Source organism: Alloalcanivorax venustensis ISO4 (assembly GCF_015356855.1).
Lineage (GTDB): Bacteria > Pseudomonadota > Gammaproteobacteria > Pseudomonadales > Alcanivoracaceae > Alloalcanivorax > Alloalcanivorax venustensis.
The window spans coordinates 22,554-34,752 of record NZ_ARXR01000007.1 but is presented as its reverse complement, the minus strand read 5'-3'; the positions used below and the strand labels follow the sequence as shown (position 1 = coordinate 34,752).

Here is a 12,199-nt window from a genome sequence, read left to right as displayed (position 1 = left end):
ACCGCTGGCCGGTGAAGGCTGGGACAATTCTCCAGGCGATGCCGCCCGACCTCTCAGGGGCGCAGAGTGTAGCAGAAACCGCCCGGCAAATAGACAGACCGGAACGACGGGATTGGCGATAAAAGCGACAGCCCGGGCCTATCGGCGGCGGGCCCCGTCACAGGGGCGTTTCATCGTCCTCGGCGCGCCCCACCAGCTCCTGGAAGCGCTCCATTTCACGCAGCGGAACGAACATTTCCTCGGCGCGGGCGTGCTGGCGCAGGGCCTCGGAGATGGCCACCGCCTGGCGCAGGTCGCGCAGGGCGTTCTCGGTCTCGCCCAGGCCGGCCCAGGCGCAGGCGCGCTGGTAGAGGGCGTGGGCGTTGTCCTCGTCCACTTCCAGCACCCGGTCGCACAGGCTCAGGGCCCAGCGCTGCTCGCCCAGCTCCAGGGCGGCGTCGGCCTTCCAGGCCAGCGCCTCCGGGTCGTCCGGGCGCAGCTCCAGGATCCGGTCGTAGAGCTCGATCTTCTCTTTGTAGCTGGTTTCCTTGGTGGCTTTCAGCCACAGGCTGTGGATCTCGTTGGTGCGCTCGATCTCTTCCTGGTTTTCGGTGATGGTGCGCGATTTGCGGCGCAGCTCCTGCTCCAGGTCCGCCAGGCGCGACTCGTACTCCACGGTGAGCCGGGACATCTCCTTCTCGGCGTAGACGCGGATGTTGTCCTTGAGGTCACGAATCGTCGACCAGCCCACCAGCGCCAGAATCGAGGCGGCGCCGGCGATCAGGTAGAAGAAGTAGGTCACCGTGTTGGTGGCGTAGCCCATGGCCTTGTCGGCCACTTCCAGTTCCCGGTCGGTGACGATCCGGTTCATGTCGTTGCGGTACTCCATCATGTCCTGACGGAGGCTGCGCAGCTCACCGAGAATCCAGTTCTCGCGGAACTGGGAAATCACCGGTCCCCTCTCGATCTCGCTTTGCGCTTCCGGGCGGGAGTCGTCAGTTTCCTGCTGGGCCCCGGCCCCGGCGCCGACAGCCATCAACAACACCCAGATTCCCGCCTTCAGGCACCGCTTGAACAAGACCGCGTCCTCTTCGCCAATGGTTCGCTCATACCGTCACACGCCCCGGCCGCCGTGGCCAGGAAAGTCGGAGAGTATGGTGGCATTAAGGTCCGTCAGGCGCCAGCCCGAAGGCCGCAAAAGCGACCCGGGGCGCGCTTGACACATTCCGCCGGATGCAATGTAGTGAGTTCATCCGCAATGTCACCACCAAGGAGTTTCATGAGAATGCATCGACTCGTGGGCGCCGTCGCCGCGCTCGGCCTGATGGCGCTCAGCGCCAGCGCCAACGCGGAAACCTGGCGCATCGGCCTGGAAGAAATCGAAGGCAGTGTCCAGCATCGCTACGCGGAACGCTTCAAGGAACTGGTCGAGAAGAAAAGCGACGACGAGATCAACGTGCAACTACTGCCCTACGGCACCTGGGGGTCGACCTATTCCGCCCTCTATGACGCCATCCAGGGCGGTGCCATCCAGCTCGGCTTCGGCTCCGGCTTCCTGGGCGGCACGGTGCCCGAAAGTCAGCTGCTTAATCTCAACTACATCATGCCCGACGACCAGTGGCTCACGGCCAAGGTGCTCAACTCCGATGCCTTTCTCAAGAGCGAACCCTGGCGGCAGGCCTTCCGCGCACGCGATCTGGTCGCCCTGGCCGAGCTGCCCGAGGGTAACCAGGCGTGGACGGCGAACAAAGCCGTCCGCACCCCCGCGGATATGAAGGGGCTGAATATCCGCGTCATGGACAACAGCCTGCTGCGCGCCACCTACCGGGCCTACGGCGCCTCGCCCACCTCCATCGCCTATGGCGAGCTCTACAGTGCCCTCCAGCAGGGCCAGGCCGAGGGCAATATCCAGCCGATCTTCGCCCACGAGGAAATGGGGTTCTACGAGGTCCAGGACTACATGATCTTCGCCGGTCAGTCCCAGTTCGTGGCCACCCTGATCGGCAACGCGGACTGGTACGACGGCCTTTCCGATGATCAGCGGGCAATGATCGACGCGGTTACCAAGAAACTGGTGCGCGAGGGCCACGACATCCAGACCCGGTTCAACAAGAAGCGTCTCAAAGCGATCCGATCCAAGAGCGATATCGAGATTATCGAGCTGGACGACGCCCAACGCGACGCCTTCCGCGAACTGGCCAGGCCGGTCCGCGAGACCTACATCGAGGAGGTAGGCGAGCGTGGCGAGCAATCATTGAACACTCTGCTCGATGCCGTCAAAAAGGCCGACGGCAAGCAATAACCGCCCTTCCCACGGTGTCTGGTCCTGGAGGGAATCAGGGATTGCCCAGCGACGGCAGCCATAACGAAATCTGCGGGAACAGGATCAGCACCACCGTGGCCAGCAGTAACATCAGAATAAACGGCGGCGTCCCTCGGATCACTTCCAAATAGGGCCGCCGGAACACGGCGATGGCGGTGAAAATGTCGCAGCCGAACGGCGGCGTCGCTGAACCGATGGCGGCCTGCAGGGTGACAATCACGCCCACATGCACCGGATCCAGGCCAGCGGATTCCACCAGTGGTTTGAAAATCGGCACCAGGATCAGAATCACCACGATGGGGTCCACGAACATGCAACCGACAAAGAAGGCCACCGCAATCAGCGCCAGCGCCGCCGTTTGACTGTCGCCAATGGCATCGATGGCCGGGCCCAGCAGCTTCTCCGGCACGCCGGCGGTGCCCAGGGTGTGGGAGAAGGCAGCACCAATGGCCACCAGGATGAACACCACCGCGGTGATCATGCCCGAGGACAGCGCCAACCCGCCGAGATCCCGAATGCTCACCTTGCGGTAGATCACCACCTCCAGCAACAGCGCGTAGGCCACCGCCACCGCGGACGCCTCCACCGCGCTGAACAGCCCGCCATAAATGCCGCCCACCACCAGCACCGGAAAGCCCAGCGGCAAAATCGCCCGGCGCAGGGCCCGCAGTCGATCAGGCCAACTGGCGCGCGACTCCGGCTCAATACCTTTGGCACGGGCACCCAACCAGCAATAGGTGGCGAACATCATCAGGATCAGAATGCCGGGCAGAATGCCGGCAAGGAACAAGTCGCCGATGGAGGTCTTCATCACCACGCCATACACGATGAAACCGATGCTCGGCGGGATCAGCAGGGCGATATCGCTGGCGTTGATGATCAGCGCCAGCGCGAAACTGTCCGGGTAGCCCTTGGCCAGCAGGCGCGGGCGCATGGGGCCACCCATGGCCACCACGGTGGCCTGGGTCGAGCCGGAGACGGCGCCGAACATGGCACAGGCCGCCGCCGTGGTGATCGGCAACCCGCCGCGCCAGTGCCGACTAAAGGCATCCACCAAATCCAGCAGACGATTGGCGGTGTGCCCCTTGGTGAGAATGTCGGCGGCGAAAATGAACATGGGCACCGCCGCCAGCACCCAGCTGCCGACGCCGGTGACCATCCAGGTCACCGCCTGGTCGGGCCCGAAGAAAGTCATCCCGGTGAACATCATGAACAAGGTCCCCACCGCCAGCGGCACCATCATGGGATAACCCAGCAGCAGCAGGACCAACATAATCAGCGCGAGCACGATCAGCATAGCGTCGCCTTCTCGCCCAACCGGTGCTGCGAATCAGACACGGTCGTCATGGTGCCCTCCCGCTTCGCCGCCGTGCACCGGCACATCGGAATAGGTTTCTTCTTCGTTGAACGACCGCCAGATACCGGGAGACAGGGCGTTGCGGATCAGGGTCAGCAGGTACTGGATTCCGGCGAGCGCAAAGCCAGCGGGCAGGGCCTGGTAGACGATCCACATCGGCAAGCCCAGAGCGGAACTGACCCGGCCACGGTCGTGAACGTCGATCACGTACTGACCGGACTTCCAGGCGAAATAGAACATCAGGGTTGCGGTGCCGACGCAGATCAACATCAGAAGGGCCTTGCGGGCGCCGCCGTGGAGCTGTTCATAGAGTGCGGACATACGGATATGACGGGCGTGACGGGCGGCATAACTGACCCCCACGAAGGTCATCACCACGATCAACATTTCGGTGACTTCGTAGGTGCCGGGGATCCCCCGATCGAACAATAACTGGCCGACCACGTGAGCGCTCATCAGTAGCGCCATGGCGAGCATGGTGCCGCCGATAATCAGACGTTCGATAACTCCGATAGCACGGTCAAGCACGGCGAGGGCGGCAAGCACTCCCTTAATCGCGAACTTCATCAAACTATACAACCACAAGGTTTACCTATCATCAACGCTGCCAAAGCCGCTTATAACGCGCACTACGGCAATGCCAGGGTCCCCAGCCTCACCGGCAACTGTTTTGACATCTAAATATTATATCTCTAAAATAGCCTACCACTTATTGCCAGGAATATCCCGGTCATGCGCTGGACTCACGTGACGAAAACCGTGACACAACCTGCTTTCACGTCAAAATGACCTTGTCTCCTCACGGTCACATTGGTTTGTTATCCAGAGAATTAACGACCATGGCCAGACACGACGAAGTGTTGATTGCCCTACGCCAGATTATCCGCGCCACGGACCTTTACTCGCGCAAGCTGAGCAAGGTGGCCGGCCTCACCGCGCCGCAGTTACTGATTCTCCAGGCCACCGCCTCCCACGGCGAAATGACCATGGGCGATATCGCAACGGAGGTGTCCGTCAGCCAGGCCACCGTCACCACCATCCTTGATCGGCTCGAAAAACGTGGCCTGATCGAGCGTAAAAGGGGTGAACGTGACAAACGCCGGGTTTATGCTTATTTGACCGACGCTGGCCGCGACATCATGGAGCGGGCGCCGACTCCGCTTCAAGATGAATTCATGTCCCGCTTTTCGCATCTCGAGAATTGGGAACAGTCGCTGATACTCAGCTCCCTGCAGCGGGTGGCGGCGATGATGAACGCCGGTGACATTGACGCTTCGCCGGTATTGGATCTGGGTGCCATTGACCGCACCCAACCCGCCGCCGACGGCCAGCGCCGACGGCCTCGGATCAACCCATCTTTTGAAACCGACCAGAAGTGACATCATGCCTGCAGACGAACCGAAAAAGGCGGATTCATCCTCCGCTGACACAAAAGACGACATCATTTTTCGCAAGCCCGAGAGCCCGGACGGCCCGCGGGTGCACAAGCTGATCGCGGAATGTAAGCCGCTGGATGAAAACTCCGTGTACTGCAATCTGCTGCAGTGCACGCACTTCGCGGACACTTCGGTGGCCGCGGAAATGGATGGCGATCTGGTGGGCTTCATCTCCGGGTACATCCCGCCCAAGCAGCAGAACACGCTGTTCGTGTGGCAGGTGGCGGTGCACGGCAAGGCACGCGGCAAGGGTCTCGCCAAGCGCATGCTGGCGGAACTGATCAAGCGCGACGAAGCGGAAAACGTTCAGTTCATCGAGACCACCATCACCCCGGACAACGAAGCGTCCTGGGGTATGTTCCGCAGCTTCGCCTACGAGCGCCGGATGCCCACCGAAGAGTTCATCCTCTTCGATTCACGCATCCATTTCGCCGGCGAGCACAATGATGAACATTTGCTGCGCATCGGGCCGTTCAACCGCGACGACGCCTAAAACGAATTGAGACACAGCGAGGTAGAGAGAACCATGGATACGGATATTTTTGACAGCATTGAGTCCGAAGTTCAAAGCTACGCACGCAGCTTCCCGGTGGTGTTCCAGAAAGCCAAGGGCAGCTATCTGTACGACGAGGACGGCCAGGAGTACCTGGATTTTCTGGCCGGCGCGGGCACGCTGAACTACGGCCACAACAATCCGGTTCTGAAAAAAGTCCTGCTCGACTACATCGAGAACGATTCCATCGTGCACGGCCTGGACATGCACACCGTGGCCAAGCGTGACTTTCTGCAAGCGCTGGAAGACTATGTGCTGAAGCCGCGCGATATGGACCACGTGGTCCAGTTCCCCGGTCCCACCGGCACCAACGCGGTGGAAGCGGCACTGAAGATCGCCCGTAACATCAAGGGCCGCGAAAACATCATCAGCTTCACCAACGGCTTCCACGGTGTGACCCTGGGCGCGCTGTCCACCACCGGTAACAGCCACCACCGTGGCGCCGCCGGCGTCACCATGGGCGGCGTCAGCGTGATGCCGTACGACGGCTACCTGGGCGACGCCTTCGACACCACCGAGTACCTGGACAAGGTGCTGCTGGATTCATCAAGCGGCGTCGACCATCCGGCCGCCGTGATCGTGGAAACCGTACAGGGCGAAGGCGGCATCAACGCGGCCAGCTTCGACTGGCTGCGCAACCTGGAGCGCGTCTGCCGCAAGCACGACATGCTGCTGATCCTGGACGACATCCAGGCCGGCTGTGGTCGTACCGGCACCTTCTTCAGCTTCGACAATGTCGGCATCAAGCCGGACATCATCACCCTGTCCAAGTCGCTGAGCGGCTATGGCCTGCCCCTGGCGGTGGTGCTGCTGAAGCCGGAGCTGGACCAGTGGAAACCCGGTGAGCACAACGGCACCTTCCGCGGCCACAACCTGGCCTTCGCCACCGCCGCCAAGGCGCTGGAACACTTCTGGAGCGACGATACCTTCGCCAAGGAAGTGCAGAAGAAGGGTGACCTGATCACCGACCGGTTCCGCGATATCGCGTCCGGCTTCGACGATCACTGGTTCTACCTGAACGGCCGCGGCATGATGCAGGGCCTGGTCTGCCGTGACGGCGAACTGGCCGAGGAAATCACCAAGGCCGCGTTCAAGCGCAAGCTGGTGATCGAAACCTCCGGCGCCGACGACCAGGTGATCAAGACCCTGTGTCCGCTGACCGTGACCGAGGACGAGATCAACCACGCCATGGACGTGCTCAAGGAAAGCGTCGAAGAAGTCATGAAAGACCGCATCAAGCGCGGCGACGCCAATTCCGTTTCCAGCCTGGCGGGCTGAACCCTTCCCGACCTCCCGGCCGCTTCGCGCGGCCGGGCTTCCCTGTTTTTTTCCTTTTTTGTTTTTGGAGGTGTAGATGATCGTTCGCACTCTGGCGGAAGCCGAGAAAACCGACCGTCGCGTGGTCGCGGAAAACGGCAATTGGCAGTCCGTTCGCCTGTCCCTGAAAGAAGACAAGATGGGGCATTCCTTCAATATCACCACCATCTTTAAAGGCACCAAGACCCACATCAAATACGCCAACCACTGGGAATCCGTTTACGTGATTTCCGGCAAGGGCAAGATCGAGATGGTGGAAAGCGGCGACGTGCACGAGCTGACGCCAGGCACCATTTATCTGCTCGACCAGCACGACGAGCACTACCTCTATGGTGGCGAGAACGAGGACATGGTGGTGGCGTGCGCCTTCACCCCGCCCCTCAGCGGCAAGGAAGTGCACGACGAGAACGGCGTCTACCCGGCCGATCTTGACTGACAGCGGCGCCTGCCAGCCAAGCGAAGAGAACGGAACCCCAGGGTTCCGTTTTTTTTGGCCTGCGCCCCGGGACTCGACAAAAGTCTAATTCCACGGCGCTCCGGAAGCGGGCAAGGTACCGGGCATATCAAGTGCGGGCCAGACCCGCCGACAGCCGGATAACAATAAATCGAACCCCGAACAAACGGCTTGGGAGAGTTTCCGCAGGACCCTGGACGCCCGCGCCAACCGCGCCGGGCGTCCGCTTGACCATCAAGCTGATTCTGATTGTCCACGTCTTTACCTCGGCTGCCAGGCGGCGGCCCCTCTTTTTTATTTCTGATTCCTCGCACGGCGGGGCGCGCTGGCGCCACTTAGACGCTAGTATTGTATCGTCCGGAGATAAAACAGGTCCTAATAATGAGAATACTGATCGCCGACGACCATCCGCTGTTCCGCGCCGCTCTGCGTCAGGCCGTGGAAGTGAGCTTCAAGGACGCCCGTATCCAGGAGGCCGATTCCCTGGCCTCGCTGGAAAAGCTGGGCGACGACCAGGTCCCCTTTGACCTGATTCTGCTGGACCTGCACATGCCGGGGACCCACGGCTTTTCCGGGCTGATCTATCTGCGCGAGCTGTACCGGCGGGTGCCGCTGGTGGTGATCTCCGCCAACGAGGAGCTGGAAGTGATCCAGCGGGCGCTGCAGTTCGGCGCCGACGGTTTTATTCCCAAGTCGGCCTCGGTGGAAGCGATGACCCAGGCGGTGCTGAAAGTGATGGAAGGCGAACGCTGGGTGCCGGAGAAGGCACGCCGCCCGCTGCCGCCGGATCTGCCCGACTTCGCCGCCATGCGCGAGCGCATCACCAGCCTGACGCCGCAGCAGTTCCGGGTCATGGGCATGCTCATGGAGGGGCTGCAGAACAAGGTGATCGCCTATCAACTGGACGTGTCCGAAGCCACCGTCAAAGCCCACATGACCGCCATCTTCCGCAAGCTGGGCGTCCGCAACCGTACCCAGGCGGTGCTGGCCCTGAAGGATCTGGCCATCGAGCCACCCGGCCTGGCCTGAACCCCGCGCACCTGAAGCGCCGCGCCTAGAGCGCGCGCAGCACCTCCAGCAACGCGGCCTCGCTGACCGGTTTCTGCAGAAAGCCCACGCCCTGCTCACGGGCCCGCACGCGCACCTCGGCGCGGCGGTCGGCGGTGATCAGCATCGCCGGCACCACATCCTCCCAGCAGCCGTCCAGCGCATCGATCACCTGAAAGCCGGTCTCGCCGTCGTCGAGCTGATAATCCACCAGCAACAGGTCCGGCGCCGGCCGGCCCCGGGCTTCCTCCAGGGCGTCGGCGCGGGAGCGGGCGACGATCGGGTCACAACCCAGGGCGCGCAGCAGCGCCTCCAGGCTGGCCAGCAACGCCGGATCGTTATCCACACAGAACACCCGCAACCCGGCCACGTCGCGCTGATCGGACACCGCCGGTTCCGGCGGGGACGCCACCTCCGGTTCGCCCACCACCAGCGGCACGGAAACGGCGAACACGGTGCCGCGCCCGGGCCAGGAGCGCACACTGATGCGGTGCTCCAGCAGCCGGCAGATACGGTCGGCGATCGCCAGCCCCAGACCGAGCCCCTTGATCTGTCGGCGCCCCAGTTGCGGCAGGCGCTGGAACTCATGGAACACGCGCGCCTGCTGGTCGTCCGGAATCCCCGGGCCGGTGTCCCAGATCTCAATGGAGAGCGTGTCGCCGCGACGGCGGCAGCCGAAAAGCACCCGGCCGCGCTCGGTGTAACGCACCGCATTGGAGAGCAGATTCTGCAGCACCCGGCGCAGCAGCGCCTCGTCGGTGCGCACCTGCAGATCACTGAACACGGTGCGCAGGGTGAGCCCCTCCGCCCGCGCCAGCACACTGAACTCCTGCCCCAGTTGCTGCATCAGCGGGCGCACCGCCACGGTGCGCGGGTGCGCCTGCATGGTGCCGGTGTCCAGGCGGCTGATCTCCAGCAGCGCGGAAATAATCTGCTCGGCGGCACGCAGCGAGCTGTCGATATGCCCCAACACTTCCCGCTCATAGCCGAACGCCTCGTCCTTGCGCGCCAGGCGCTGGGACAGGGACGAGGCAAACAGCTGCGCGGCGTTCAACGGTTGCATCAGGTCGTGGCCGGCGGCGGCCAGGAAGCGGGTCTTGCCCTCGTTGGCCTGCTCCAGCTGGCTATTCAGTTCCGAGAGCCGCCGGGTGCGCTCGGAGACCATCTGCTCCAGGTTCTCGTTGATCTGGCGCAGGGCGATTTCGTCGCGCTTGCGTTCGGTGATGTCCATGTAGGTGCTGACGAAACCGCCGCCCTCCATGGGGTTGCCGCGCACCTCCACGATCACGCCGTTGGGCAGCTCCCGCTCGAAGCGGTGGGCGCTGCCCTCGCGCAGCAACTGCACCCGCTTTTTCACGTCCTGCTCGAGATCGTCGCTGGCGTAAAAGCCGCGTTCCGCATTGTGCCGGTAGACTTCCTCGATGGGCCGTCCCAACCGGATAAAGCCTTCCGGGTAATCGAACAGATTCACGTAGGCCTGGTTCCAGGCGACGATATTAAGATCCCGGTCGACCACGCAAATGCCCTGGCTGATGGTCTCGATGGTGGTGCGCAGCAGCTGGTGGTTGAACTGGATCAGCTGCGAGGCCTCATCCATGATCCGCACCATGTCGTCGCGGCGCACGTTCTGCTTGCTGAGCAGCGAGCCCATCACAATGCGGGCGGTGGACGCGCCCATGGCGCCGGCCAGCAAACGCTCCACGTAGCGCACCAGATGCAGCGGCGCCGGCAGCGCCGGGTCCTCCGATATCTGGCGGCGCTGCAGATAATCAAAGAACAGCCCCCGCGCGCGCGGGTGGCCCAGGCCCCGCTCACACACCTGCAGCAGCTCGCCGGTGGTGATCAGCGGGTGGCCCATGCCCTCGCGCCACCAGTCGGTGGGGGTGTCCACGAAGCGGGTGGCCTGGGTGTCGTCCAGCGGCGCCTGGGTGGCGCGGCGGGACAGCCACACATAGGCCAGCAGATTAAGGCTCAGGCTCCAGAACACACCGTGGGTGAGCGGCTCCAGCCCCTCGATGGCGAACAGCGCATTGGGCCGCAGTATGCCCAGCCCCAGCAGACCGGCCCGGTTGAGGTAATCCACCCACTCCACCGGCAGCATCAACGGCAACAGCAGACAGTAGCCCCACACCAGAAAGCCCACCGCCAGGCCGACAAAGGCGCCGCTCTGGTGGCCGCGCCGCCAGTAAAGCCCGCCCAACAGCGCCGGCGCCAGCTGCGCCACCGCCGCGAACGACAGCAGGCCGATGCGCGCCAGCCCTTCAAAACGGTCGATCAGAATATGGAACAGGAACGCCAGCGCCAGCATCACCACAATGCTCAGCCGTCTGAGCAGACGCACCTGGTTACTCAGGTCCGAGAGTTCCTCGTCGCCCTGGATCCGGTACTGCACCCAGGCGGGCATCAGCACCTCGTTGGTGAGCATGATCGCCAGCGCCATGGTGGACACGATCACCATGCCGGTGGCCGCCGCGATGCCGCCGATGAACGACAACAGCAGCAGCCCCTGATTGTCGGCCGCCATGGGCAGCGACAGCATGTACATATCCGGCTGCGTGGAGCCGGGCTGGGTGATCATGCCGGCGGCCACGATCGGCAGCACGAACAGCGCGAACAGGCCCAGGTAGGTGGGCAGCACCCAGCGGGCGGTGCGCAGGTGCTGCAGGTCGTTGTTTTCCACCACGCCGGCATGGAACTGGCGGGGCAGGCAGATGATCGCCAGCATCGACAGCAGCAGCGCGGTGACGAAGCTCTGCGAAAACAGGGCCGGCTCGAACACCGACCGTATTGCCGGCACGTCACGGACCCGCTGCCACATATCCACCGGGCCGTCGAAGATCGCGAACAGGCAGAACAGGCCGATGATCACGAACGCCACCAGCTTGATGAAGGATTCAAAGCTCACCGCCAGCATCAGCCCGGACTGGTGCTCGGTGGCGTCGATATGGCGGGTGCCGAACAGCAGCGTGAAGATCGCCATCAGGGTGGCCACCACCAGGGCGATGTCCGGCGACGGCGCCACCTGGGGGCCGACCACATGCTCGAAGGACAGGGTCACCGCCTTGAGCTGCAAGGCGATGTAGGGCAGCACGCCGACCACCGCCACCAGGGTCACCAGCACCGCCAGCTGCCGGGACTTGCCGTAGCGGGCGGCCATGAAGTCGGCGATCGAAGTGATGTGGTGCTGCTTGCCCACCGACACCAGCTTATAAATCAACTCGCCGCCCAGCAGCATGGTGAGGATCGGGCCGAGATAAATGGGCAGGTAGGTCCAGCCGTTGCCGCTGGCCTCGCCCACGGCGCCGTAAAAGGTCCAGGAGGTGCAGTACACGCCCAGGCCCAGGCTGTAGGTCCAGGCGTTATTGACCACCCGCAGGCCGCGCCGCTCGGCGCGGTCCCCCCACCAGGCGATCACGAACAGCACCATCACATACAGCAGGGCGAACACACCCAGCTGCCAGAGACTAAACAAGAGAGCGCCTCCGTCCGATCATCACGGCTTTACCACTGAAACAGCACCGCCACGAAACGCAACACCACCGCCAGAATCATCACCAGCAAGCCGGCGCGCTGGATCTTGAACTCGGTGACCGACAGCGCCATGCCCCGGCGCCAGAAGCGCAGCACCCCGCCCCAGTCGCCGGTGCGGCGGATATACTGGCCGTAGGCCACCAGCACCAGCAGCAGGCCCAGCGCCAACAGCGCCCCTTGCAGGTATTGCATTGTTATTCTC

At 63.2% G+C, this 12,199-nt stretch carries 11 protein-coding genes; 6 read left to right on the top strand and 5 right to left on the bottom strand.

The window, feature by feature from the left end; all coding sequences use genetic code 11:
- Positions 1-157: 157 nt before the first annotated feature.
- Positions 158-1,015 carry a tetratricopeptide repeat protein gene (locus ISO4_RS05960; protein ID WP_194855501.1) on the bottom strand — a complete coding sequence of 286 codons (858 nt, stop codon included), beginning with the start codon at positions 1,013-1,015 and terminating at the stop codon, positions 158-160.
- Positions 1,016-1,264: 249 nt separating this feature from the next.
- Between ISO4_RS05960 and dctP the strand changes: the two genes are divergently transcribed.
- Complete coding sequence (gene dctP / locus ISO4_RS05955; protein WP_323745342.1) at positions 1,265-2,281, top strand: TRAP transporter substrate-binding protein DctP; 1,017 nt, start codon at positions 1,265-1,267, stop codon at positions 2,279-2,281.
- A 34-nt stretch (positions 2,282-2,315) separates the two neighbouring features.
- Here dctP and ISO4_RS05950 read toward each other — a convergent pair whose 3' ends face one another.
- Both ISO4_RS05950 and ISO4_RS05945 read right to left on the bottom strand, forming a co-directional pair.
- The gene (locus tag ISO4_RS05950; protein ID WP_194855499.1) at positions 2,316-3,599 is read right to left on the bottom strand and encodes a TRAP transporter large permease; all 1,284 of its coding nucleotides are present in this window, start codon (positions 3,597-3,599) and stop codon (positions 2,316-2,318) included.
- Between the two features lie 33 nt (positions 3,600-3,632).
- Positions 3,633-4,226 carry a TRAP transporter small permease gene (locus ISO4_RS05945; RefSeq protein ID WP_142947370.1) on the bottom strand — a complete coding sequence of 198 codons (594 nt, stop codon included), beginning with the start codon at positions 4,224-4,226 and terminating at the stop codon, positions 3,633-3,635.
- Positions 4,227-4,498: 272 nt separating this feature from the next.
- On the opposite strand from ISO4_RS05945, the gene ISO4_RS05940 reads away from it, so the two are divergent.
- The 5 genes from ISO4_RS05940 (at position 4,499) to ISO4_RS05920 (ending at position 8,448) form a co-directional block, all read left to right on the top strand.
- Positions 4,499-5,038, top strand: coding sequence for a MarR family winged helix-turn-helix transcriptional regulator (locus tag ISO4_RS05940; RefSeq protein WP_142947371.1), 540 nt, complete (start codon positions 4,499-4,501; stop codon positions 5,036-5,038).
- A gap of 4 nt (positions 5,039-5,042) precedes the next feature.
- Positions 5,043-5,588 (top strand): diaminobutyrate acetyltransferase, encoded by a 546-nt coding sequence (ectA, locus tag ISO4_RS05935; protein ID WP_142947372.1) that lies wholly within the window; start codon positions 5,043-5,045, stop codon positions 5,586-5,588.
- A 33-nt stretch (positions 5,589-5,621) separates the two neighbouring features.
- Positions 5,622-6,926 (top strand): diaminobutyrate--2-oxoglutarate transaminase, encoded by a 1,305-nt coding sequence (gene ectB / locus ISO4_RS05930; RefSeq protein ID WP_194855498.1) that lies wholly within the window; start codon positions 5,622-5,624, stop codon positions 6,924-6,926.
- A gap of 76 nt (positions 6,927-7,002) precedes the next feature.
- Positions 7,003-7,401 carry an ectoine synthase gene (locus tag ISO4_RS05925; protein ID WP_194855497.1) on the top strand — a complete coding sequence of 133 codons (399 nt, stop codon included), beginning with the start codon at positions 7,003-7,005 and terminating at the stop codon, positions 7,399-7,401.
- Positions 7,402-7,797: 396 nt separating this feature from the next.
- Positions 7,798-8,448 (top strand): response regulator transcription factor, encoded by a 651-nt coding sequence (locus ISO4_RS05920; protein ID WP_194855600.1) that lies wholly within the window; start codon positions 7,798-7,800, stop codon positions 8,446-8,448.
- A gap of 25 nt (positions 8,449-8,473) precedes the next feature.
- Here ISO4_RS05920 and ISO4_RS05915 read toward each other — a convergent pair whose 3' ends face one another.
- The gene (locus ISO4_RS05915; RefSeq protein WP_194855496.1) at positions 8,474-11,938 is read right to left on the bottom strand and encodes a hybrid sensor histidine kinase/response regulator; all 3,465 of its coding nucleotides are present in this window, start codon (positions 11,936-11,938) and stop codon (positions 8,474-8,476) included.
- A 29-nt stretch (positions 11,939-11,967) separates the two neighbouring features.
- Entirely contained in the window at positions 11,968-12,189 is a 222-nt protein-coding gene (locus tag ISO4_RS05910) for a hypothetical protein (RefSeq protein WP_142947377.1), read from the bottom strand.
- Positions 12,190-12,199: the final 10 nt, after the last annotated feature.